18 protein-coding genes and 1 pseudogene are annotated in these 25,264 nt (G+C 51.9%); 9 read left to right on the top strand and 10 right to left on the bottom strand.

The features are described 5' to 3' along the window. Positions 1-18 precede the first annotated feature (18 nt). A pseudogene (locus ACQZQY_RS24310) lies at positions 19-780 on the bottom strand (Fic family protein); the annotation flags it as partial. A 176-nt stretch (positions 781-956) separates the two neighbouring features. On the opposite strand from ACQZQY_RS24310, the gene panE reads away from it, so the two are divergent. After that, entirely contained in the window at positions 957-1,880 is a 924-nt protein-coding gene (gene panE / locus ACQZQY_RS24305; RefSeq protein WP_217204408.1) for a 2-dehydropantoate 2-reductase, read from the top strand. A 396-nt stretch (positions 1,881-2,276) separates the two neighbouring features. On the opposite strand, the gene ACQZQY_RS24300 is transcribed toward panE, so the two are convergent. Both ACQZQY_RS24300 and ptrR read right to left on the bottom strand, forming a co-directional pair. Then, the gene (locus ACQZQY_RS24300) at positions 2,277-2,690 is read right to left on the bottom strand and encodes an H-NS family nucleoid-associated regulatory protein (protein ID WP_122096830.1); all 414 of its coding nucleotides are present in this window, start codon (positions 2,688-2,690) and stop codon (positions 2,277-2,279) included. Between the two features lie 449 nt (positions 2,691-3,139). Next, positions 3,140-4,018 carry a putrescine utilization regulator PtrR gene (gene ptrR / locus ACQZQY_RS24295; RefSeq protein WP_431297438.1) on the bottom strand — a complete coding sequence of 293 codons (879 nt, stop codon included), beginning with the start codon at positions 4,016-4,018 and terminating at the stop codon, positions 3,140-3,142. Positions 4,019-4,119: 101 nt separating this feature from the next. Between ptrR and ACQZQY_RS24290 the strand changes: the two genes are divergently transcribed. After that, a complete protein-coding gene (locus tag ACQZQY_RS24290) occupies positions 4,120-5,511 on the top strand; it encodes an aldehyde dehydrogenase family protein (protein WP_431297437.1) in 1,392 nt (463 codons plus the stop codon). Between the two features lie 238 nt (positions 5,512-5,749). On the opposite strand, the gene ACQZQY_RS24285 is transcribed toward ACQZQY_RS24290, so the two are convergent. Continuing rightward, complete coding sequence (locus ACQZQY_RS24285; protein WP_056779774.1) at positions 5,750-6,085, bottom strand: hypothetical protein; 336 nt, start codon at positions 6,083-6,085, stop codon at positions 5,750-5,752. Positions 6,086-6,720: 635 nt separating this feature from the next. Here ACQZQY_RS24285 and ACQZQY_RS24280 point away from each other — a divergent pair. After that, the gene (locus ACQZQY_RS24280) at positions 6,721-7,986 is read left to right on the top strand and encodes a glycoside hydrolase family 10 protein (protein WP_431297516.1); all 1,266 of its coding nucleotides are present in this window, start codon (positions 6,721-6,723) and stop codon (positions 7,984-7,986) included. Between the two features lie 87 nt (positions 7,987-8,073). Here ACQZQY_RS24280 and ACQZQY_RS24275 read toward each other — a convergent pair whose 3' ends face one another. After that, entirely contained in the window at positions 8,074-9,351 is a 1,278-nt protein-coding gene (locus ACQZQY_RS24275) for a PTS ascorbate transporter subunit IIC (RefSeq protein ID WP_136376949.1), read from the bottom strand. Positions 9,352-9,915: 564 nt separating this feature from the next. Between ACQZQY_RS24275 and ACQZQY_RS24270 the strand changes: the two genes are divergently transcribed. The 3 genes from ACQZQY_RS24270 to ACQZQY_RS24260 all read left to right on the top strand — a co-directional run bounded on the left by ACQZQY_RS24270 (position 9,916) and on the right by ACQZQY_RS24260 (position 12,268). Then, entirely contained in the window at positions 9,916-10,689 is a 774-nt protein-coding gene (locus ACQZQY_RS24270; RefSeq protein WP_056779764.1) for a type IV toxin-antitoxin system AbiEi family antitoxin domain-containing protein, read from the top strand. A 6-nt stretch (positions 10,690-10,695) separates the two neighbouring features. After that, positions 10,696-11,616 (top strand): nucleotidyl transferase AbiEii/AbiGii toxin family protein, encoded by a 921-nt coding sequence (locus ACQZQY_RS24265; RefSeq protein WP_431297436.1) that lies wholly within the window; start codon positions 10,696-10,698, stop codon positions 11,614-11,616. Between the two features lie 346 nt (positions 11,617-11,962). Next, positions 11,963-12,268, top strand: a complete 306-nt coding sequence (locus ACQZQY_RS24260) for a DUF1471 domain-containing protein (protein WP_056779759.1) — start codon at positions 11,963-11,965, stop codon at positions 12,266-12,268. A gap of 148 nt (positions 12,269-12,416) precedes the next feature. On the opposite strand, the gene fabV is transcribed toward ACQZQY_RS24260, so the two are convergent. The 5 genes from fabV to ACQZQY_RS24235 form a co-directional block, all read right to left on the bottom strand. Next, complete coding sequence (gene fabV, locus ACQZQY_RS24255; RefSeq protein WP_390976075.1) at positions 12,417-13,613, bottom strand: enoyl-ACP reductase FabV; 1,197 nt, start codon at positions 13,611-13,613, stop codon at positions 12,417-12,419. Between the two features lie 197 nt (positions 13,614-13,810). Further along, a complete protein-coding gene (locus ACQZQY_RS24250; protein WP_431297435.1) occupies positions 13,811-14,686 on the bottom strand; it encodes a 4Fe-4S binding protein in 876 nt (291 codons plus the stop codon). Continuing rightward, entirely contained in the window at positions 14,686-15,531 is an 846-nt protein-coding gene (locus tag ACQZQY_RS24245; RefSeq protein WP_431297434.1) for a dimethyl sulfoxide reductase anchor subunit family protein, read from the bottom strand. The genes ACQZQY_RS24250 and ACQZQY_RS24245 overlap by 1 nt, the downstream gene beginning before the upstream one ends. A gap of 2 nt (positions 15,532-15,533) precedes the next feature. Beyond that, positions 15,534-16,154 carry a DMSO/selenate family reductase complex B subunit gene (locus tag ACQZQY_RS24240; protein WP_431297433.1) on the bottom strand — a complete coding sequence of 207 codons (621 nt, stop codon included), beginning with the start codon at positions 16,152-16,154 and terminating at the stop codon, positions 15,534-15,536. Next, positions 16,151-18,532 (bottom strand): DMSO/selenate family reductase complex A subunit, encoded by a 2,382-nt coding sequence (locus ACQZQY_RS24235; protein ID WP_431297432.1) that lies wholly within the window; start codon positions 18,530-18,532, stop codon positions 16,151-16,153. The genes ACQZQY_RS24240 and ACQZQY_RS24235 overlap by 4 nt, the downstream gene beginning before the upstream one ends. Positions 18,533-18,880: 348 nt before the next feature. Between ACQZQY_RS24235 and ACQZQY_RS24230 the strand changes: the two genes are divergently transcribed. The 3 genes from ACQZQY_RS24230 (at position 18,881) to ACQZQY_RS24220 (ending at position 25,256) form a co-directional block, all read left to right on the top strand. Further along, positions 18,881-20,338 (top strand): sugar porter family MFS transporter, encoded by a 1,458-nt coding sequence (locus ACQZQY_RS24230; protein ID WP_431297431.1) that lies wholly within the window; start codon positions 18,881-18,883, stop codon positions 20,336-20,338. 239 nt (positions 20,339-20,577) lie between these two features. Further along, positions 20,578-23,085: a DUF2345 domain-containing protein gene (locus tag ACQZQY_RS24225; RefSeq protein WP_431297430.1), complete on the top strand. Its 2,508-nt coding sequence runs from the start codon at positions 20,578-20,580 to the stop codon at positions 23,083-23,085. A 2-nt stretch (positions 23,086-23,087) separates the two neighbouring features. Further along, positions 23,088-25,256, top strand: coding sequence for a T6SS effector phospholipase Tle3 domain-containing protein (locus ACQZQY_RS24220; protein ID WP_431297429.1), 2,169 nt, complete (start codon positions 23,088-23,090; stop codon positions 25,254-25,256). Positions 25,257-25,264: the final 8 nt, after the last annotated feature.

The following is a 25,264-nucleotide window of genomic DNA, read 5'->3' as shown; positions in this document are numbered from 1 at the left end:
GGGAGTTTAGTTCGAGAGTTGTGTTTCAATCCCTTCGCGTAATGCGTCCACCAGTTTCTCCAGCATAAATGCAACAAATGCCGTGCAGTCACTGGCACGGTCGCACTCGCCAAGCACGCGATAATAATCCTGTTGCTGATTGTGAATCAGCGTCTCCACGGGCAGCCAGGCGAGCTCAGGTCGCCACTGGCTGAGGATCAAGGTTTGCCACAAACGCCCCATTCTTCCGTTGCCATCGGCAAACGGGTGGATGAATTCAAATTCGTAGTGGAAAATACAGCTGGCAATCAACGGATGAATATCGGTTTCCTTCAGCCAGTTAAGCAACTCCGCCATCAGGCGTGGGAGCTGACCGGCGGGCGGAGCCATATGAATCAGCTGATTATCACGATAGACCCCGACATCACCGCGACGCAGATAGCCCGGCGCATCCACAAGACCCGTCATCATCAGTTGATGGGCTTTCAGGACATCTTCAAGACGATAGCTTTTCCAGACGGAAAGCTGTTCGTAAGTCAGAATGGCGTTACGCACTTCCTGAATGTCTTTTTGCGGAGCAAGCACGCGCTTGCCGTCCATGATGGCCGTGACCTGCTGTGTGGACAGGCTGTTATGTTCAATCGCCAGGGAAGCCTGAATGGTCCGGATGCGGTTTTCCTTGCGCAGCAGGACTGATGACTGTTCCGCATGCGCGGCCCAGCGCCCGAGTAATTCGCCAACCTCAACGACCCGGTGCAAAATGGCGGGCGTGATACTGTACGGTGGCTGATAACCGGCCATTCAGTGCTCCTTGAAGAAAAAATGAGAGTGAATAGTATCACGCGACAAAATCATCAAAAATTCTTCTTTTCTGTCACCCAGTCCTTTATTCCCTGACACTTGATTCAAAGGCACTGTCTGCCGTAGTTTACACCCTCGGGTTTGTTTCTGAATGTCTTGAACTATGAGGAATATATATGCGGATTCTCGTTGTGGGCGCGGGCGCGACCGGCGGATATTTCGGTGCGCGGTTGGCGCAGGCCGGGCAGGATGTGACGTTTCTTTTACGTGAAAAGCGCGCGCTTGCGGTTCAGCGCGACGGGCTGACCGTGCACAGCCCGCACGGTGATTTCCATTTCCAGCCGTCAGTATTACAGGCATCGCAACTCACCGGACCTTATGACCTGATCCTGCTGACAGTCAAAAGCTTCGGGCTGGAAGCGGCAATTAAGGACATCGCGCCGGTGGTAGGTGAAGATACGATGATCCTGCCGGTGCTGAACGGCATGAAGCATATAGAGACGCTGAGCCAGCGTTTTGGCGAACACGCCCTCCTCGGCGGTTTATGCAAAATCAACGCGACCCTGGATGCCGACGGCCATATCCACCAGATGACCCCGATGCACCAGATTTATTACGGTGAACTCTCTGGCGAAAAAACCGCGCGCATTCAGCGTGTCGATCAGGCGTTCAAAGAGGCGGGTTTCGAGGCATTCCTTTCTGAAACGATCATGACCGATCTGTGGGAAAAATGGCTTTTGCTTTGCAGTTTTGGCGCGATCACCTGCACCATGCACGGCAATATCGGCCAGGTAGCGTCTGCGCCGGGCGGCACGGAGTTTGCCACAGGCATCGTTAATGAAGCGCTGACCACCATGAAAGCGTTCGGTTATGCAGAACGCGCGGCGGCAGTGGCGAAAGTTAAAGAAGCCGTCACCGACAAACACTCTGAGCAAACCTCCTCCATGTACCGCGATATGACGCAGGGTAACCCGGTAGAAGCAGACCAGATTGTCGGCGATCTGGTAGAGCGCGCAATTCGTGTGGGAATAAATGTTCCGCTTTTACAGGCGGCATATACCCATCTTTGTGTGTACCAGAAGAACCGCCAGAACGCTTAATTCTTTCCTGATGCCCGTTCCCGTAGCGGGCTATTTTTTCGATCCTTATCTTATCCCCTAATAATATAAAGCACATTCTGCTGAATAAACCCCACTGGCTACAGGGATGCAAAATTTCAGCCAGTTCGTCATCATTCACATATAACAATATCCGGCCAACGCAGAAGCAGCAGTGAAAAACTTACATTTACTTTACTGGTGAAGATGTGTTCAGAGACGGGAAAGGATCTTAAAAGATCGTAACGCGCAGAGGAAAAGTATTATCAGGTGACTCAATAGACTGGGATTTTTGAAAATAAAAACGGGTAAGGAAAGAGCAATATTGTTATCCGTGACTTCCTGTTTCGCGTTAACAAAACAGGAAATCCCAGAAACATCAGTAATACGGTCGTATCATTAACGCGCGATCAGGAAGCTTTCCAGCGTCGCACCGCCATCCAGAGCAATTTTAATTGCTGATGGCGTACGGCCCTGACCGGTCCAGGTTTTTTGCTCGCCGTTGGTATCTTTGTATTGATAAATGGCCGGGCGTGGCTGGCGTTTAGACTTGGTTTTGGTGGTTTCTTTCGTGCCCTGATGCGTGACCAGATCATCGATATCAATGCCGTCTTCTTCCAGCATTTTGCGATATTTAGATAATTTCTCGTTACGTTCTTGCTGTTGAGCGCTCACTGCTTTTACATTTTCGCGAGATTCTTCAACAATGGCCGTCAACTTCTCGAGGATTTCTTCCAGTGTTTCTAAAGGCATTTCACGTGCCTGTGCGCGAAGTGTACGGATATTATTCAAAACGTTTAATGCGTTGTCCATGATGTTCCTGCCAGTATGAGAGTTTATTTTTTGAAAGTGCGTCTGATTCTACACAAACAAATAACTATATCAATTGCGCCAGCGTAATATTACAGCTTGTTACGCAATATTCTGTCTGTTTGTTTCTTTGTATTAACTGACATTTCCATTAAGTGAAATTTTTACTCTTAGTTTTAATAGTGTCGCAGAGTGAATGATGCGCCCGATATAATGTTGCTTATATCGCCATTCTCCGCAGAGAGTTTATCTTTTTAACCCCCCTTCCGGAAAAAGTCCCCTTTTCCAGATGTTAAACACAGAATTTGCGAAAAATCCGCTGGAAGGATTCACATCTCCCGACTTAGAATGTGACGCAAATCACATAAGAGTCGTTCCTTTCACCATGTACAAAACCCTGTTTTACGTCTTTGCGGGCTGCCTGATGTTCAAACTCGCGCTGGACTGGCAAATTATTTTGCAGGTAGCAGAGGGCTGATCTCCGACGCCATGGTCACGAATTCCGAGAGATTTCGCGTCAGACTTGCCCGCCGCCATATCAGCCAGGTCGTCAGAAACCGGTAATTCTCCGCCAGTGGCCAGCAACTGACCGTGCTGCTGCCGGGCATACTTTCCAGCATACTGCGCGGCATCAGCGCCAGCCCGCCACCGGCAATAACGCACGCCAGCATCCCGTGGTAAGACTCCATTTCATAGATTTTGCCCGGTGCAGCGTCATCTTCCCTGAACCAGCTTTCGAAATGACGCCGGTAGGAACAGTTGGCGCGAAAGGCATACACAATCTCGCCGTTCACTTCCTGACCGCGGGTCACTGGCGGGTGGTCGTGTGGCGCGACGATCACCATCTCTTCCTGATAGACCGGCACACCGTCGAGCACCGGATGCAGCACAGGGCCATCAACAAAGGTGGCTTCCAGCTCCCCTTCAAGCACTTTCTCCAGCAACTCCCCGGAAGGACCGGTGCTGAGTGCCAGCTCGACCTTGCCGAATTTCTGGTGATAACGCGTGAGCAGCGGCGGAATGCGCACCGCTGCGGTACTTTCCAGCGCCCCGAGCGCGAATACGCCCTGCGGTTCGCTGCCGGATACGGACATCCGCGCCTCTTCCACCAAATCCAGAATACGGTTGTTGTAGCTGAGGAAATTCCGGCCAGCCGGTGACAGGCGAAGCCGCTGGTTCTCGCGGATAAACAATTCCACCCCCAGTTCGGCTTCCAGTTGCCTGATACGGGTGGTGAGATTGGAGGGTACGCGGTGCACCAGCTGCGCGGCGGCGCTGATACTGCCGGTTTGGGCCACGGCGCGGAACATCTCCAGTTGTGACAGATTCATAGCCATTCTCAAAAAGTGAAAGGAAAGTTCATTTTTATTCATTTTTAATGAAACGCGCAAGCCGTTATTCTCTCTCCATCACTCCTGATGAGGAAAAATCAATGACCCAGACCACTCCCCAGACTCACGCTATTTCACTGAATCCTTTTAACGGCGAACGCCTTGCTGACTACGCCTATGATTCACCCCAGGCGCTGGAAGCCGCCGTTTCTCAGGGCAGCGACACCTTTAAACTCTGGCGTAATGTGGACATCAGCAATCGCGCCACGCATCTGCTGCAACTGGCCGCTGAATTGCGTACTGCCAGTGAAGACATTGCCCGCATGATCGCCCTTGAAATGGGTAAACCGGTAAAACAGGCGCGCGCGGAAGTCGAGAAGTCAGCCAGCCTGTGTGAATGGTATGCCAAACAAGGTCCGGCCTTGCTGGCACCGGAACCCACGCAGGTTGATAACGGTGAAGCGCACATCCATTACCGCCCATCGGGGATGATTCTGGCGATCATGCCGTGGAATTTTCCGGTGTGGCAGATACTTCGCGGCGCAGTGCCGGCGCTGCTCGCCGGAAATACGTTTCTGCTAAAACCGGCGCCGAACGTTATGGGCACTACCTATAAGTTGAAGCAGGCGGTGCTGAAAGCCGGTTTCCCTGCCGGTGCGTTTGGTGTCATTAATGTCGATACGCCCGCCGTGGCGGGGCTGATAGCCGATCGTCGCGTTACCGCCGTCACCGTCACCGGCAGCGTGCGCGCCGGGGCTGCCATTGCAGAACTGGCGGGTAAAGCGGTGAAGAAATGTGTGCTCGAACTCGGCGGTTCAGATCCGTTTATCGTGCTTAACGACGCAGATCTGGATGCGGCCGTGGCGGCTGCGGTCGCAGGCCGTTATCAAAATACCGGGCAGGTGTGTGCCGCCGCAAAACGCATGATTGTCGAAGCGGGCGTGCTCGGTGCCTTTACGAAAAAATTTGTCGCCGCAACGCAGGCGCTGGTGACAGGTGATCCGCTGGACGAGGGCACCTACATCGGCCCGATGGCCCGTTACGATCTGCGCGATGAGCTGGATCAACAGGTACAGGACAGTCTGGCGCAGGGCGCAACCTTGCTGCTCGGCGGAGAGAAGATGGCCGGTAAAGGTAACTTCTATACGCCTACGGTTCTCGGCGACGTGACACCGGAGATGACGGCGTTCCGTCAGGAACTGTTTGGTCCGGTCGCCGCCATTACCGTGGCGCGTGATGCGCGGCATGCCGTGGAGCTGGCAAACGACAGCGAGTTTGGTTTGAGTGCGACGATCTTCACAGCCAATCTGGATCTGGCAAATGAGATGACCGGCGAGCTGGAAACCGGCGGAGTCTTTATCAACGGTTACAGCGCATCGGATCCGCGCGTCGCCTTCGGCGGCGTGAAGAAAAGTGGTTATGGCCGCGAGCTTTCACACTTTGGTTTACGTGAATTCTGTAACGTGCAAACCGTTTGGACCGACCGCAAGTAATCGTCATCCCCCGCCCTGACCAATAATCACAGGATGGAAGCATCCTGTGATTATATTCTTTCGCTCTCTGCCGTTTTGCTGGCATCAGCAGCCAATCACCGGTTTGAATGAAACAGATAAATCCCTGATCAGCGTGTCAGAGATTTAACCACGCTGTTCTGATGATTTATCTAAAAAACGTTTTACCTCTGATGCCAGCCGTAGTGTTAATACGAATACAAGATCAGAGGAGAGAGCTTCATGTAAAGGTCATCGCCCAGGTAATTACACCCGCGACGACCGTAGTGAAGGTCAGCGCGACCAGAAAAAGAATGTCGATCACTTTTTCCAGCACCACATTACGACGCTGCCCGCGGGTTCTCAGCGCCCAGTAAGACATGATTGTGGTAGCCAGATACAAAATGGCGTTAATTGCCAGCAAATCATCGCCCAGCGTCCCTTCTCGTCTGAGAGTGGTAATAACCTGAAAAATCCCGATGACCGTAATACATACGCCGACCATTCCCGCCGACGCGGTAAATATGTGCACCGAAATATCTTCGTCCAGCCTGGCATTGGTTTTTTTTCTGAGCATATCCTTTTCATCCTGTGTTTCCGCTTAAGCGTTATTCCTGCGGGACAGCGTAAAACTGATAACAGAACGTTAAACATAGGCGATTCTTTCTCAGGGTGCGCAGTGGTGACCAGGCAAAAGGCGAGGTATGAAGTCAAAAGAGGTGAGTAAGATGGGTAATTACAGATACCCCCTTTTCTTGTAAGGTTTATGGCGCAGTTTCATCTCTTGTTTTTCATCATGGATTAAGGAACCGACATTATTATGGAAACGTCTGTATGGATAGTTGGAGCGGTGATTCTGATTTCATTCATTATCGCGGCGTTAAAACCCAGACGGTGCGATGTGTGTAATATCGCGTTTAAACGCAAATATTACACATGGGAATTAGAAGGGAAAAAGCAGCATTTGTGCCCAGGCTGTAATGGCAAAATGGAGAGAAAAATCAGCAAGGAAAGGTTTAAAAAGAGATTCGGATAACTGAGTGGCACGGCGGGGGCGTGACCCCTGTGTCTAAGATATTGACTTTACGCGGCATAAACAGACAATGTCTCCTTTCGAGCGACTACCTTACAGAATCGGAGTCTACCATCGTCTGCTCTCTCAGCGCTCTACCCCTCAAAAAAGTGAAGCATGGCATTGCACTGGTGGCTGCCATGCTTTTGCTGGCCAGTTGTTCTTCCAAACCGCCGAAGTCTCTGGTTACGCCACTTCCGCCGGTCAGTGCCAAGCCCCTGCCGGGTAAAACCACCCACGATAAGGAACCGGTACGCGGCGTCTGGCTGACCACGGTTTCTCGCCTGGACTGGCCACCGGTGGCCTCCGTCAATGTCAGCAGCCCTGCCCTGCGCATCAGCCTGCAGAAAAAAGCGCTGACGGATAAGCTTGATAAACTGAAAACGCTGGGTATCAACACCGTATTTTTCCAGGTAAAACCTGATGGCACCGCGCTGTGGGCGTCCAGAATTTTGCCGTGGTCTGACATGATGACCGGTAAAATTGGTCAGGATCCTGGCTATGATCCGTTGCAGTTCATGCTTGATGAAGCGCACAAGCGTGGCATGAAAGTCCACGCCTGGTTTAATCCGTATCGGGTTTCGGTTAACACCAAACCTTCCACCGTGGCGGAACTCAATAATACCCTGACCCTGAACCCGGCCAGTGTCTTTGTCCTGCATCGCGACTGGATCCGCACCGCCAGCGATCGCTTTGTGCTCGACCCGGGCATCCCCGATGCACGTGACTGGATCACCAGCATTGTCGCTGAAGTGGTGTCCCGTTATCCTGTCGACGGTGTGCAGTTTGATGATTATTTCTATACGGAATCCCCCGGCTCCAGCCTCAACGACAACCTGACGTTCCAAAAATATGGAAAAGGGTTTGCCTCTAAAGCGGACTGGCGGCGGCACAATACCCAGCAGTTGATCGAGCAGGTTTCCCGCACCATTAAACAGCTCAAACCGGACGTCGAGTTTGGCGTCAGCCCGGCAGGTGTATGGCGCAATCAGTCGCACGATCCGGCCGGTTCCCGCACGCAAGGCGCAGCGGCCTATGACGAAGCTTATGCCGATACCCGTCTTTGGGTTCAGCAGGGATTGCTTGATTACATTGCCCCGCAGCTGTACTGGCCTTTCTCGCGCAAAGCCGCGCGTTATGACGTACTGGCAAGCTGGTGGGCAGAGGTGGTCAAACCGACACACACGCGCCTGTATATTGGCATCGCGCTGTACAAAATCGGGGAACCTTCAAAAAATGAACCCGACTGGATGGTTAACGGCGGCGTGCCGGAACTGAAAAAACAGCTGGATTTAAACGACGCTGTACCCCAAATTCAGGGCACTATTCTCTTCAGAGAGAACTATCTCAACCAGCCGCAGACGCAGGAAGCGGTTCGTTATCTGAAAAGTCGCTGGGGGAGCTGACCGGCTTTTTCGTCAGCGCCTCATTGGTTTCCCGCATAGCAAAAAAGCCGCCTTCAGTGCCTGAGGCGGCTTTTTCTTTACATCCTGTTATTTAAACAGACGCAGCAGATGATCTATCAGCAGGGAAGACAGGGTGAAATCCGGGTCCGCAAAAGTGACACCCTGAGCGCCGAGATGAGCAAACAGCGGCAGGGTCAGCGCAGGGAGAACACACAACAACAACCCGTTGATGCCGCTGGCGATGACCGCGCCGCGGAACCCGCCGGTCGCGTTACCGAAGATAGCCGCAGCGCCGCCGGTAATAAAGCTCGCCATGATGCCGGGAACAATAATCGGCAATCCGATAAACGGAAAAATCAGGATACACACCAGTTCTACTGAGAAACTCACCAGAAAACCAATCAGCGTGGCGTTCGGCGCTTTGGTGAACAGCACCATCACATCAACGGCCGGCACTGCGCCGGGCGCGAAGACTCGGGAAAATCCTTTAAAGGCCGGTACGATTTCCGCCGTAAATAAGTTAACGCCCGCCTTCGCTAAATAAAGTCCGCAGGCAAACACGGCTGACTGTTCAAGAATGAAAATAACCATATTCTTATCTGCCGCGCCCGCCCCGTACACCAGCGTCATGGCAGTTTTGATCTGCGGTTGCGTGGCGAAAACGCAGGAGATCAACAGCAGAACTAACATCGTCAGCAGTGTGGCGATATTGGGTTCACGAAGGAAGTCGAATTTATTACTGATTTTGAGATGTTCTGTGTCGGTTTTCTTATTGCCGAACCATTTCCCCATATAAGAACCAATAATGTAAGAAGAGATCGCGGCATGGGAAATCGCATATTCATCTGAGCCGATGATTTCACGGCTAAATTTATTAAGAAAGAACGGTGAGGCTGCCATATAGAAGCCGATAAATATCGACGAGATGATAATGATTGGATAATGGCTGTAGCCCAACTGCATCAGTACAGCGGTTAATGCAAAGGACATAAACAGCACCAGATGCAGCGAAAGATAGATAAATTTCAGGCGGGTAAATCTGGCCAGAAGAATATTTATCACCATGGAGAAAAGCAAAATAATCGCTGCGGTGGAACCAATCTGATCAATGGTTGCGGCCATGATCGCTTCGTTGCTGGGCACCACGCCGACAATGTCAAAAGCGCTGGAAAACAACGTACTAAACGCCGTTAACACTTTCATCAGGATTGAACCACCGACTTTGATCATGGTGAATCCGATGAAAGAAAGCGCCGTACCCGTGATTATTCTGGATACGGATGCCCTCTGAAACAGCAACCCCAGAAAAGCAATAATCGCAATTATCACCGCGGGCGTTCTAACCAAACTCAGAAATATATCCATCTTCCCCTCTTGTATTGAATTTTATTGTTTGAAAATTGCGGCACTTGTTATTTTTTAAAAACTTTAAATTCACATAAAATCAACATTCGCACTCATCACTGCTCATGTAAAATGTGAAATAAATTAATGAACCACTGTTTCTTTTTATTTGGACTGATGTTTTATATAGATCGCTAACAAGAGATGATGTGAACTGAGTCGCAATTAATACAGGAGGGAAAATATTTGAATCCGTTTTGGAAGGCAGTTAACAGGGTTTTGCTGAAAGCTAACTGGCCATATGTCCCTTTATGACCATTCGTTAGCGGATGTCGTCAAATGACCTGTCGTTTTGCTTAAAGCCGTCTGAAGCAACGGCGGATGTAATCCGCTGCAACACACAAAATTTCTCTGGAAAGCATCTCTTACTTCCATCATTAGCCAGTTGGTTAGCGAATTAAGCTGAGCTACAGTCCGCCCGCAATATCCAACAAGAACAAAATTGAATCGCATTCGGTTTACATATTATAAAATTTACGGCAATAATCGCCGTGAATTGTGAATTTCATAAACAAAAGGGGTTGTATGCTTAATACCGATGCGAGACAACGACTCAAAACGTTATTGCCCTCAGGCTTGGTGGCTACAAAAGCATGGCTTCAACAGCAAGGATTAGACCTGCATTTTATCGATAATGCGGTTAAAAGCAGGACATTGCGGATGCTCGTTCCGGGTGTGTATGTTTGTGATGAAACACCCTTAAGCTGGCAAGGCATCGTATCTTCTCTTCAGCGTATGCAACCCGCGTTCATCACTGTGGGGGGGATTACGGCGTTGAATCTGGAAGGTTTAGCACACTATCAGATTAAAAATCAGATCGTACCTGTCAGCCTTTATTCTGCAGGTTCGCCCCCGGCATGGTTAAACAAAATCACTGCCTGCGCGAATTTTGAATGGCGCGGAACACGCCGTTTATGGCCCGACAGCATCATTGAAAATGCAGCATATCTCCGCGAAAACCAATGGCGACAATCACTGCCGCCGCTGCACTATTCCGGGCCAGAAAGAGCCATAATTGAACTTCTCGCAGATGTACCGAAAAACATCAGTTTTGAACATGTGGACCAAATCATGCAGGGGCTTTTCACCCTCTCTCCCCGCAAACTTGAACCGCTGTTACTGGCAAACTGCAGTATCAGATCAAAACGTCTCTTCCTTTGGCTGGCAGAGCGCCATAACCACGCCTGGTTAAAATACCTTAAGCCTGAACAGTATGAGCTAGGCAGCGGAAAGCGGGTGATTGCTCATTCCGGCAGACTGGACACCACCTGGAATATCACCGTACCCAAGGATATGTAATCAAGAATGGACAGGGAAAGTATTTACTACAAACAGGTGCAGTTGCTGTTACAGCTGCTTCCTCTTATTGCCAAACACGATTGCTTTGCACTTAAGGGGGGGACGGCAATCAATCTTTTTATACGTGATTTTCCCCGCTTATCTGTTGATATCGATCTCGTGTATTTGCCCGTACTGGAGCGGGATGCTTCCCTCAGGGGTATCAAATCTGCATTAGATAATATTGCTCATTCTATACTCGTTACCCTCCCGGGCAGCAAAGTCCGTAAGTCCTACGAAGATAAAGATGATGCATTGCGGCTGACGGTTATACGTGACGGGGTCATGATAAAGATTGAACTCTCACCGGTATTAAGAGGAACCGTATATGAACCGGCCCTTCTCCCTGTCTGTGAGACGGTGGAAAATGAGTTTGGCTTTGCTGAGGTTTCAGTGGTGTCATTTGCTGATCTCTATGCCGGAAAAATTTGCGCGGCGCTCGACCGTCAACATCCAAGAGATTTGTTTGACATCAAATTCTTACTCGACAATGAGGGCCTCACTCCGTTACTGCGTAAAGCTTTAATGGTTTATATCATCAGTCATTCACGCCCTATCGCCGAGTTACTGCGGCCACATTTAAAAGACATCGCCGGGATCTATGAGGGTGAATTTCGCAGCATGGCAGATAAAGATGTTCCGCTGGATGAATTGCTCGCCGTGCGCAAACAATTGATTAAGCAAGTCCATGCTGAAATGACTACAGATGAAAGAACATTTTTACTGTCATTCAAAAACAGAGATCCTGAATGGAATTTGCTTGGCCTGGATAACATAGATAAGTTGCCCGCAGTACGCTGGAAGCAACAAAATCTGTCGAATATGCCAGCAAATAAACACGCAGAAGCACTGAATCAACTGAGGACAGTTCTTGAAAAAATCATGTAACCGTCGATATGAACTGAATTATCTTCGGATGAAAAATCTTTCCATGTTTCAAGAGAACGGAAACTGTCTGGTTATTATCATTCCGGCCACCGTAATTGCCTTTTGCGGTGCTCATGTCAAAAGTACCGAACCTGTAACTAAGTGAAAGCATCCTCTTTAGACATCGCGTTAATTGTGACGGAAGTTTTCTTAACAACTAATTAGCAATTAAAGCTAAACGTCGTTACATGAAAAGGTGTTTCTTAGGGTTGTGCCCGCTCGAATTCTTATTCCCGCAAGTCACGAAATGAATGAGTAGCACGGCTATACGCCCGAACCTGAAGATGAACTAATGAGGAATAAAATCATGAAAGGCTTAGTAAATGATGTCTTGTCTATATTCTTTCCCAAGGATGTCAAACCTGTCTTAATCCGCTCAGGATTATCGCATCGTGAAATTTCCTCACTGCAGGCTGTAGGGGTGACAACGGTGTCGTGGGCAACGTCCATGGAAGAACTCAACAACGCGTTTGTTAAAAAAGCGTTAGCGGCGGGTGCCGTCGGCTATCACATTACCAATGTGGAATCGCACAAACCGGGTAAAGATCAGCAACACGTCATGGCGGCTACCGCCACTGTTTACAACATTAATCATAAACTGGCTTATGACTGATGTTTGAGAATGGCTGCACGGCTTGTCGGGAAATGTGTAAGAAATGAAGGAAAGGCGCAGGATGCGCCCTTTTTTATGCTGCCATAAAAAACCCACCCCCACTTTGCAGCGGGAATGGGCTTTCAGCATCGCTTAGCGTAAAACCAAATTACATCTGGATCAGATGTTTGATTTTCACGTCAGGATTGGTGTCTGCAGCGTAATCCACGCCGTTCAGGCCGAAGCCGAACAGACGCATGAATTCGCTTTTGTAGCCGACGAAATCGGTCAGTTCCGGGATGTTGTCATTGGTGACCTCATTCCACAGTTTGCCCACTTCGTCCTGTACTTCTGGCGCGATCTCTTTCAGGTCAGCGCGCAGACGGCCTTCGTTATCCACCAGCGGCTCAGCGCCGTACAGGCTGTCTTTGTACAGACCGTAAACCTGCTCGATACAACCTTCGTGAGTGCCCTTCTCTTTCATCACTTTGAACAGCAAGGAAAGGTACAGCGGCATCACAGGAATAGCAGAACTCGCCTGAGTCACCACGGCTTTCAGTACGGAAACACGCGCGTCGCCGCCCTGCTCCGCCAGTGTGCTGCGGATATCCAGAACACGTTTGTCCAGATCCTTCTTCGCTTCACCGATAGAACCGTTCCAGTAGATGTCCTGCGTCACTTCTTCACCCAGATAGGTGAAGGCAGTGGTTTTCGCGCCGTCAGCCAGCACACCGGCGGCTTTCAGGTCGTCGATCCACATCTGCCAGTCTTCACCGCCCATAACGGCCACGGTGCCTGCGATTTCTTCAGGCGTTGCCGGTTCCAGCGTGGTTTCGTTGATGGTTTCTTTGTCGGTATTGATACCGCGAATGGTAACTTGCTTCCCGATTGGTTTCAGAGTGGAGTTGAACACTTCACCGGTTTTCGGATGAGTACGGCGCGGCGCAGCCAGGCTGTAAACCACCAGATCAACCTGACCGAGATCTTGTTTGATCAGCTCAATGGTCTTTTGCTTCACTTCATCAGAGAACGCGTCGCCGTTGATGCTTTTCGCATACAGACCTTTTGCATCCGCAAATTCTTCGAAGGCGGCGGAGTTGTACCAGCCTGCGGTCGCGGTTTTGGATTCATCACCTGCACGTTCGAAGAAGATGCCAAGCGTGGCAGCGTCAGAACCGAAAGCAGCAGAGATGCGGGCAGCGAGGCCGTAACCGGTAGAAGCGCCGATCACCAGGACTTTTTTCGGACCGCCGGCAATTTTGCCCTGAGCGGTAACGTAGTCGATTTGTTCTTTAACGTTCGCCTTGCAACCTTCCGGATGGGCAGTAACACAGATAAAGCCACGGATGCGTGGTTTGATAATCATATAGACCTCATTGCAACTGTCTCAGTAAATTGGCCGATAGAATATAGGTTTGCGCCGTTTCAGGCAAAACCTGACGCTCCATCGCCCGCTAAACAGACTTCTCTGAAGTGAAAACAGGCTCGTTTTCAGCCAAAAGCCTAAAAAGTGAACCAAATGTGATCCCTGAAGTGTAACCCAGTTCCGGCGGGATTTTCATTTCACGCCTCACGCATTCCAAAAGCATGACGACGGCAAACCGGGCATGCCTTTTCCTGCGCAGTCCAGGCGGGAAACTGGCGATGGCACACCCGGCATTCGGCGTGTTCAAGCGGGTAAACCTCTGACGCCCCTTCGCTGCTTTCCTGCACGGATAACGCACCGTCGAAACACACTGCCTCGCAGTTGCCGCAGCCGGTGCATTTTACCGGGTCCAGCGTCAACGCCTGCGCATCCAGCCGGATGGCTTGTTCAGCGCACACCCGGCTGCAGGCACCGCACAGCGAGCAGCGTTCTGTGGCGATAACAGGGCGAAACTCGCTGAATGGTGTGAAACGGGCGCGTCGGAATCTGCGCCCGACGGGGACGCTGCCCGCTGAAACGCCTTCATTTTTAAGATGCAGCCAGCGGCGACGTGCGCCGTTCAGCGTTTGCGGGGATGGCGGAACAATATTCCACAGCGGTTCCTGCATGTGTCTGAGACGAACGTTCAGTGCGGCGACGGCCTGAAACCAGCCAGCCGCGCTGTTCGCGTCCATCTCAACAAAACGGATGCCAAATTCACTGTGCCAGATCAGCAGTTCTTCAGGGCATGGCGCGACGGCACTCAGCGGCATCACCAGCCGGTCACCACGATAATGCCGTGAAGCCGGAGCAATGCCCTCCGGCGAACCGGTCGGGCAGTTGAAAAGACAATACCCGCAGCCGATACAGGCCTGCGGATTGATTGCCATCGTGCCTTCTGCGTTCAGCGTAACCGCACCGGTCGGGCAGACGTCGGCGCAGGCCACGCAGCGGCTGTTTTTCACCGTATTGCGCACGCAGGCCCGCCCGGCGCTGATTTGGTGCGGCCGGGCATCAGGCAAAAACACACTCATCAGTGAATGCTGAAGAAGTTAAAACGCAGCATGATTTCTGCCAGCAACACCGCCGCGCCACCCGTCAGCAGCTGCAACCGGCCAATGCGGTGGGTTTGCAGGCTGCGCGCCGTGATGACCGTGCCCGCGGTCAGTATCACCCACGCCACCAGGCGCAACGTGCCGGACTGCGCGAAGGCAACCAGCGGCTGGTGCGGGAAGGTCACCGCATCACGGCTCACCCCGTTCAGATACGCCAGATACACCGGTTGTTCCAGCAGGCGCGCCAGTGTAACCGCGATCAGTATGCCACCCCAGAACACCGCGATCCTCCGCGCCCGTTGCCACGGCAGCCAGGGGCAGCGCGAAATCCGCCACAGCGCGGTGATCGCGCCCAGACTCAGCGCGCTCCCATAAAACATCACGTACGTATTGATGTGCATCCAGGTCGCGACAGACGCATGCACGTAAATCGCGCTCATGCAAAAGAGATCAATCAGGCCCAACAGCGAAGCGAGCAACAAAAACGATGTCACCACGCGTTTTGACACCAGCGCAATCAGCGTTGTCAGCCCCAGCACCCCGAGATAAAGGCTGCTGAAGACAATTTCCCTGCTCAGCCAGGAACTGCCGATGTGGCTCAGCGCGTGAAACGCATTGAGCGGATAGCCCAGATGCGCGGTTGACGCGACAAGGCCCAGTACACCGGCGATGAAAGCCAGCAACATAGCCGGTGCGGCGACGCGCCATTTTTCCTGCACGTGCAGACGGTCAGCGGCATATACCAGTGTGAATGTGGTGAAAACGGTGCTGCCAACGGAAAGTTGGATCAGCAACGTAAAGACGATCAGTGGCCATTCCTGCATGATTAGAGACTCCCTTTTTCTGCACCCTGGTGCGGTTTGATGACCAGACTGGGGTGAGTCAGTGCGGAATCTGGCAGCCCCTGCACATCACAAAGACTGCCGTATTTCGCCCGTAATTCATCGATCGGGCCGAACTTGATCGCCCCCAGCGGACAGGTTGCGACGCACACCGGTTGTTGCCCGGCGGCCTGAAGATCGACGCAGAAATCGCATTTCGACATCTGCCCGGTCTGCTCATTGAGCTGCGGCGCGCCGTAAGGGCACGACCATGCGCAATATCCGCAGCCCACGCATTTGTCGGTATTCACCCGCACAATGCCGTCGCCGGGGCGTTTGTGCATGGCCATCGTCGGACAGTTTTTAGTGCAAACCGGGTCTTTGCAGTGATTACAGGAAATAGACAGCGTGTAGGCGTACACGTTATTCGTCACTCCGCCCTGCCCTGTGGGGATAAAACCGCCGCCTTTCACTTCATAAACACGGCGAAAGCGCCTGCCGACGTCAAGATTGTTTTTATCTTTGCAGGCAACCTGACAGGCTTTGCAGCCGGAGCAACGGGAGGAATCAATAAAGAAACCGAGCTGACGGTCACTGACCGGTGGATAATCAATAAACTGACTCATGCCTTAACAACCTCCACAAGCATGGTTTGATGGGAATTCCCTTTCGCCAGTGCGGTAATGCGCGCCGAACTGAGTACGTTGGCGCAACCGCCGTGATCGACACCGCTGGCATCCGGCTGCCACCAGGCACCGGCCTGCATCGCCACCACGCCGGGCATGATCCGCTGGGTCACTTCCGCCGGAATTTGCGTCACGCCGCGGTCGTTGTGGATCCGCACACTGTCGCCCTGCGCAATACCGCGACGTCGGGCATCCGCGGGATTGATCCACAGTTTTTGCGTCTGCACTTCCTGTAACCACGGGTTGGCATATTGCGTCGAGTTCGCACGGTTTTTGCCTTTCCATGTGATCAGCTGCAACGGGAATCGCGCCGCCAGCACATCCTCCGGCCCTTCGTGGGCGGGCACATAGTGCGACAGCGCCGGGATTTCCGGATGATGCATGTCATAAAGCCTGCGGGAGAAGATCTCGATTTTTCCGGAAGGTGTCTGGAAAGGATGATTTTTCGGATCGCGGATATTGTCTTCAAACGCCACATACGGCGCGCTTTTGAACAGATGGCGGCGGGTCACCTGCAATTGTTCAAAGGTCGGCAGTGCCTCCTGTGGCATCGCCAGACGGGTGTTTTCCCAGATATGCGCAATCCACTCCTTCTCGTTACGCCCCTGACTGAATTCCTTTTCAACCCCTAGTTTCGCGGCCACCTCGCGCAACCAGTCATAATCCGACCGGCTTTCAAATGGCGGCTCAATCAGTTTTTCAGACAGCATCAGGTAATTGCCGGTGCCCCAGGTTTCGCCGATATTCCAGCGTTCCATAAAGCTGGTTTCCGGCAGCAGCAGATCGACATATTTAGCACTTGGCGTCAGGTACAGATCGCTGGCAACAATAAATTCAATTTTGGATTCATCCTCCAGTACCTTCACAGCCTGATGGATGTCCGGGTTCTGGTTAGCCAGATAATTCCCCGCCAGCGAGAAAAGTATGCGGATATTGCTGTCGAGCTTTTCGCCGCCGGTCAGCCCGTCCTGGGGCGTGACAAGGCTTGCGTCATCCGCTGCCTGCACCCAGTTCATCACCGAGATTTTCTGTTTTACCGGATTGTCGGGCATGTCCGGCCCTGTGGTGAACTTACGGTTGCCGATGCCGCCGTAACCGCCCGCCCAGCCGCCCTTGATCCCAACATTGCCGGTAATTGTGGCCAGCAGCGTGGAGCCGCGCGCGGTGCGTTCGCCGCAGTTATGCCGTTGCGGCCCCCAGCCCTGGATCAGCGCCGCCGGTTTGGTGGTTGCGTAATCCCGCGCCAGCTGGCGAATGGTCTGCGCCGGAACGTGGGTGATCACTTCGGCCCATTCCGGGGTTTTCACGACGCCGTCTTTTCCCCCGTTCAGATAGGACACCAGTGATTCGTTGGCCGGCACATCTTCAGGCATTGTGCTTTCGTCAAAGCCCAGCGTGTAGCGCTCAATGAAGGCTTTATCATGCAGATTTTCGCTGATGATGACGTACATCATCGCGTCCATCAGCGCGTTATCGGTAGAAGGGCGCAGCGGGATCCATTCATCCGCAAGCGAAGAGGCGGTGTCTGAATAGCGCGGATCGACCACGATAAAACGCGTGCCCTTCTGCTTCATCTGCTGAAAATAATGATTGGTGTGCCCGAAAACGGTTTCTGCCGGGTTGTGCCCCCACAGGATCACCAGCGGCGTATCGGCCAGCGTATCCAGCGTGTTACCGCTCGCCGCCGTGCCATAGGTATAAGGCGTCGCAGCGCCGGTGTTGCCCATACTGACAGAATGGTAATAACCGAGATGACCGCCGGTCAGATTCAGCAAGCGGCGGGCCATGGTGTCGCCGGAGAAGGTACCGCCGCTGACCGCGGTCCCGACATGGACGTAGCGTGATGACGGCCCGTATTTTTCAGTAATACGTTGCAGATTGTCGGCGATAAGCGTTGTCGCCTCGTCCCAGCTGATCCGCTCAAATTTGCCTTCGCCGCGTTTGCCCACTCGCTTCATCGGATACTTTAAGCGATCAGGATGGTAGACGAATTTGCGATAACTCCGGCCACGGACGCAGGCGCGCATTACCGGCATGGCCGGGTCCAGCTCGGCATCAGGCCGCGTGGTGATCTGAATGACCGCACCGTCCTGCACGTGCGCGCGGATATCGCACTTCCCGCCGCAGTCGAAGGTGCTGCACGTCGGGACGACGTTGACCGCCGGAGAGGATAACTCAGAAGGAGTAACCGCAGCCTGACCGGCTGCGTGGCTGAATTTGAATCCGACCAGAGGAAGCGCAGCCACCATGCTGCTGATCTTGACGAAGTCGCGCCGGGAAACGTTTGACACTACGTCACAACTATCTTTATTTTTCATAACATTGGCTCAAAAAGGAAAAGATCATCCCACACTTAACGCAAATTCATCCTTGTGGGATGTCAAGCTAACGCACACTGATACTCACTTTTGAGTAAGAATATTGGCTCCATTATCTTTTCCTGCTGATGAACATTTTCGAGGGTGATTCTTTAATTTGAACGCATAATTTTGACGAATGTTTCATCACAAAAAGGTGACATTTTTGATCGCCAAAAAACCGCCAGCGACTCCCCGTTTTTATTCATTTCACCGGTTTCCTGCAAAATTCTGATTTTGAGTTAGATTTATAGCGTGTGATCTAAGTCACACAATAACCATAATAAAAGTATTGATTAGGGAGCGTCTGTGATTGAGAAAATAAACAGCGGCAGCGGGAATGAGGCGGCGAAAGCCTCGCAACCCACTGAACCACTGGTGAAAGTGATTGCCTTTATTGCCACATTAGGGGGATTACTGTTTGGCTACGATACCGGCGTCATCGCCGGTGCATTGTTGTTCATGAAGCACGATCTGCATCTGACATCGTTAACGACCGGGATGGTCACCAGTTTCCTGATCCTCGGTTCGGCGGTGGGAGCTGTGTGTGCCGGGCGGGTTGCTGACCGGTTTGGGCGTAAGAAAATCATCCTCGCGATGGCGTTGATTTTCATGCTCGGCTCTCTGGGTTGCGCCATGGCGCCGAACGTGGTGTTGATGATTACCTTCCGCTTTATTCTGGGCCTGGCGGTGGGCGGTGCGGCGGCGATAGTGCCGATTTATATCGCAGAAATCGTACCTTCGAACCGCCGGTGGCAGTTTGTGACCTTGCAGGAACTGATGATCGTCTCCGGGCAGCTGATCGCCTACACTAGTAATGCGGCGATTAACGAAGTCTGGGGCGGAGAAACCACCTGGCGCTGGATGCTGGGTGTCGCCTGCGTCCCGGCGGTTATTTTGTGGGTCGGGATGCTGTTCCTGCCGGATACACCGCGCTGGTACGCCATGCATGGCCGCTATCGCGAAGCGCGTGACGTGCTGGAACGCACCCGTAAAGCGGGCAAAGTGGAGAAAGAACTGAGCGAAATCCGCAGCTCCATGAGTTCCAAAAGCGAGAAGCATTCCCGCCGCCAGAAAACCATTTCTGTGTGGATGAAGCGCCTGGTATTTCTGGGGGTTGGTATCGCCATGTTGCAACAACTTTCCGGCGTGAACACCATCATGTTCTACGCGCCGACCATGTTGCAGGCCACAGGGCTGAGCACCAACGCCTCGCTGCTCGCCACCATCGCCAACGGCGTAATCTCGGTGATCATGACGTTTGTCGGTATCATGCTGCTCAGCCGTTTTGGGCGCCGTCCGCTGCTGCTGACCGGTCAGATTGGTTGTACCTGCACCCTGCTGGCGATCGGCCTTATCACCTGGCTGATGCCGGAAACGGTAAATGGTCATCCGGATACCCTGCGCAGTTATCTGGTGCTGGGCGGCATGCTGGTGTTCCTGTGTTTCCAGCAGGGCGCGCTTTCGCCGGTGACCTGGCTGTTGCTGTCAGAAATGTTCCCGATGCGCATCCGCGGAATGGCTAACGGAGTTTCGGTATTTGCCATGCAAATGACCAACTTCTCCATCGCTTTTATGTTCCCGATCATGCTGGAATACATCGGCCTGACGATGTCCTTCTTCTGCTTTGCCGCCATCGGCGTCGCAGGCGGGATATTTGCGATCATTTTCGCCCCGGAAACGCAGGGCAAAACGCTGGAGCAGATAGAGAAACATTTTAAAAAGAACTTACAGGACGAACCCGCACCAGAGGTGTCGGGCAGCTAATCCGTTTTTAGCGGCGCAGGGACGCGCCTTCCTATTTATAAAGTTTTTATTACGCACACATCTCCATTTATATCCCCTCTCAATCAGTGAAAACACCACAACAAATTAATCTTTGCCGTTTGTGATTTTCCGACTTTTCTTTCTATAAATTTCACTTAATGAAGCATATCATTCGCAGGGGACAAGGATTTTTGTCTATGCCGGGTTCAACATGAGTTGTTCAAAAGGGACTTAAAACAATGAGCATTCAGGATTACATTCTTGCAGGCACTCAATTACCGATCCACAACCATTACCAGTTAAGATTTAAACGGCTGGAATCTCAGCAGCCCGGCGTCGATATTTCGGTGCTTAAGTTCAGCGGCAGCGAGGCCATCAGCGATATTCTGCGCTATGAAATTGAGTTCACCAGCGCGGTGAAAGACATTCCCGCTCAGCACATCATCAACTATTCCGCGCTGTTCCTGATGTACCCCGACGGCAAGCCGTGGGAATCAGTTAAGCCGCGTATTATCCCCGGCGTTATTACGCAGTTCCGCCAGTGCGGGACCTCTGCTGATGAAACCCGCTACACCGTCACGCTTGAACACCGCATCACCCGGTTAAATCAGGGCAGCAATAACGCGATTTACCAGAACGACAGCGTCATCAGCATGACCGAAAACACCTTCCTGCGTTACAACATGGACCGGCTGGATTTTCGGTTTGCGCTCAATGATCAGTATCCGCTGAAAAAATTCATGATGCAGTTCGGCGAAAGCGAATACGCCCACCTTGCGCGCCGCCTGGCCGACAGCGGCATCTCGTACTTCTTCGAATATGACGAAGAGAACAACTGCGACGTCATGGTGCTGGCCGACCATTCCTACGCCTGGCCTGAATCCGTTGCCATCCCGTTCCGTAATCCGGCGGGCATGTTCGACGGCGGCCTGGAATCGGTGTGGGAGATGTCGGTCAGCCGTAAATCTATCCCGAAATCTGTGACGGTTAACGACGACTATTACCCCGCAGCGCAGAGCGATATGACCTGCACGACGGAAACCAATCCGGACTATCCGGCGCTGGTTGCCGAAGATTACCGCTGGGGTGAGTACTATCCCGAGCCGGGCAAGGAATACAGCAGCGAGCCCGGACAGGGCATGTGGTACGCGAAGCGCCGTCAGGAGCGCTACCTCAGTGAGCAAATCACCTATGAGGGCAAGTCCAACTGCATGACGCTGCGTCCGGGGATGGTCATCACCACGCCCGGCAAAGACTGGCCTGAAGCGCCGGACGGCCTGCTGATAGTTTCCACGAACTCTACCAACGTCGCCCGCGATACGGCGTATTTCGTCACCTTCACCGCGGTTCCGCGTAATAGCCAACATCCGTATCGCCCTGCCTTGCTGCCGTGGCCGACCGTCACCGGCACGCTGCCTGCCCGCATCTCCAGCGCGCATCCGGATGAGCCTTACGCCCATATCAACGCCGACGGTTTGTACCGCGCACAGTTTGGTTTCGACCGCACCGAATGGCAGAAAGGCTCTGAGAGCTGCTGGCTGCGCCTGGCGAAACCCTATTCCGGCGATACCTACGGCTTCCATATGCCGCTGCTGGATTCCACCGGCGTGGCGATTGCTTTCGAGAACGGCGACGTTGACCGGCCTTATATCGCCTGTGCGCTGCATGATTCAACGCACCCGGATCATGTGGCGTTGCCGAATTATAAGCGGAACGTCATCCGCACTCCTTCTGGAAATAAGATTCGACTTGAGGATCAACGCGGCAAAGAACATATAAAAATCAGCACGGTACATTCAGGTAAGAGCCAGCTCAGTCTGGGACACCTGGTGGACAGTGCCAGAAAGCAACGAGGTGAAGGCGCAGAATTGCGAACCGATGCCTATGTTGCGGTTCGCGGCGGGAAAGGCGTGCTGCTTTCTACCGAGCCGAAGAACAGTGCTCAGGGGCAGCAGCTGGATATGGATGCCGCCATTGCCCAGCTTGAAAAAGCCCTGGCTCTGGCCAAAACCCTGAAGAGTACCGCCGATATCGCTCAGGCGTCTCCGGCAGAAACCACCGATCAGGAGCTGCTCAAGACAGACCTCACCAAACTCGCTCAACCCGGCGTCGTCGTTTACGGCGATGCCGGTATTGCGCACACCACGCCGAAAACGATCCAACAAACTGCAGGGAAGAATCTGGTGGCCACCGCAGGCCAGGATGCCAGTTTCAGCGTATTCCGTCGTTTCTCGGTAGCCGCCGGGGAACTGTTCTCCGTATTTGCGAACAAGTTAGGCATCAAGCTCATCGCCGCTGCAGGAAAGGTGCAGCTACAGGCGCAAAAAGACCAGATGGAGCTGACCTCTTTTGAAGACATGCAGATCACCAGTACCAACGGTCGCATTGTGCTGAACGCCAAAAAAGAGCTGCTGCTGATGTGTGGCGGGGCTGGGATCCGCATTAAGGATGGAACGATCGAAGAGCTTGCTCCTACCCGTATTACCCAAAAATCGCCGGTACTGGAGTATCAGGGTGGGGATAGCGTGAAGCAGGCGATGCCGTCATTTGAAGAGGGCAAGTACGCCATTCAGTATCGGCTCCATGCTGAAGATGACCCGACTCAGGTGCTTAAAAATCAGAAATTCCGCATCCACCGCCAGGATGGATCCATAACCGAAGGGGCTACGGATGCCAACGGCGAATCGTCCTTACTTCATATGAACGAACTGGAAAATGCGGCGATTGAGCTAATTAAGGGACTATGAATATGAGTAACTCACAAAACGATAGTTTACGTAATGATGGATTTTTATCTGTTGGAGATGTTTGCCGTCCGGTCACTGCAGGCGAGATGGTCAAACACAACTGTCTGATAAAACGCCCATTACCCTGCATTGTTATTCTGGTACATGGCGTCAACGATGTCGGGGAAGCCTACCAAAATCAGGATGAAGGCATTTGCAAAGGTCTGAATACCCGTCTAGGGCGTACGGACTTATTTCCCCACAGTTGGAAAAATCAAAAGTTTCAGATTTCAGATGCTGACGGCAATGTTTTCACGCAAGAGTGCTCTGTTGATAATCAGACCTGTGTCGGGCAGGCAAATCGTTCGCCGATTATCCCGTTTTACTGGGGATATCGGCCGGTTGAAAAGGATGTTTGGGAAGCAGACCAAAAACGATACAAGGCAGAACTGCGCGAGAAAAAAAATGAAGCGGATTTAGCTTTTGACTCGTTCGTTGAAAATAATGCACTGAAAATTAAAGCCCATAACAAAGCTAAAATTGACAATTACGCTAACTGGCTCGATCCAGCCAAATCTAAGGGCGGTGGCACTTTTGCTAATGCAACGACAAACATACCTGATATGTTCGGCCCAGGAGGTACAGGTTGGACGATGACAGCTGCTGGCTTTGTTTCAAGAACCCACCTATTTAACAGTGGTGACTGGAGCCACCCAATCTATGACAACCCACATCGTATCTATCAGGCTTTCGCCGCCCGCAGACTTGCGGATTTGATTTTAGCAATAAGGACAAACCCAGTAACCGAGAACGATACGATAAATGTCGTCGCCCACAGTCAGGGAACTATCATCACGATGCTAGCAAATATGTGGGTAAAGGAGAAAGGAAGCAATCCTGCTGACTGCGTTATTTTAAACCACTCGCCTTATTCTACAGATTTCCGACTGATTGAAAGCTGGAGTCCTGGCAATCAGCAAACGACGGCCGGACGTGAAAAGACGTTGACAAATTTTTGCAAACTAATGGCAACTAACCCGAAATATTCTCCAAACGGGCAGTATTCTGGTGATGATCTGCAAAAACTGAAAGATACACTCTGTTTGTCAAATAAAGCCCCATGGAGCGATGCCCGTTATAGCCGAAACAATTTTGGTAAGGTTTACAACTACTTCTGCCCTAATGACACCATTGTTTCCATGAAACAGGTCCAGGGCTTTGGCTGGAGCGGCATAGCGGATCCACTGCGTGCAAAACTGGGTGCCAACTTCAATCAGCGTGTGTTTTGCAAAGATGTTTACGTCGGACATAACACAGGGGAACGATTTGAGTTTTCTGAAGCCCTGAGTGATTCAGGGCAAATGGGTGCTAAGAATGCCAGCTACAATTTCAAAGACATCACCGTTGATGCACCTATTTTACCCGCTACATTCCAGTTCAAACTGGGCGGGCAAGATAACCCCGAAGAGCATAAAAAGAACCTGAATATTCCTGCAGCCCCTTATCGCACAACCCTCAGCGGTAATGATCCTGATATATCAACAACTGCACTGGCTGATGAGCAATTTATACATGAAACACGACCTATCCCAGATGGTTTTGGCTTCATGAGTGATCAACATAATTTCACCGGCGCGGAACTGGCGGCATTGAGTGCGATTTATCAGGTTGATGCCATACGGGCGGTTGCAATTTCACCTTCTAGGCAAATGATGGCCACTCAGGTCGCTATCACCCGACGGATGAACGATGCTGAGCTGAAAGAAGCTGTAAACAACGCCAATAACAATATTCAAATCAGCCAACACTCATCCATTGTGACTAGTAAAGAAGTCCCAGAAAAAGCAATGGCTTATGACCTCGCTATTGGAGAATGTCAGGCATTTGATCACAAGGATATTTGGGAAGACTTGTTGTTGCGTGCTGACTGGCGTCAAAAGGCTAACCCAGATGCTGATGTGAGGCGTTATTACCTGAATGGTGAATTACCCGCCCCCTTTAAAAAATTGATGAATAAACCAGACCATGAAAATGGTATTCCCCAAGGTAGTTTCGGGGTCGTGAATGATTATGCGCCGTCAAAGACTATAAAAGAGCCGTTTAAAGTGCCCTACGGACAACCCAATCTGAATCCAAACGACTACGAATCTTTGACTGAACTCCAGTGGAGTATGCCAAAGCCATTGGTATAAGGAATGTA

The sequence above is a fragment of the Rahnella sp. PAMC25559 genome (assembly GCF_050632365.1).
Lineage (GTDB): Bacteria > Pseudomonadota > Gammaproteobacteria > Enterobacterales > Enterobacteriaceae > Rahnella > Rahnella rivi.
This window is presented reverse-complemented; position numbering and strand designations above follow the sequence as displayed.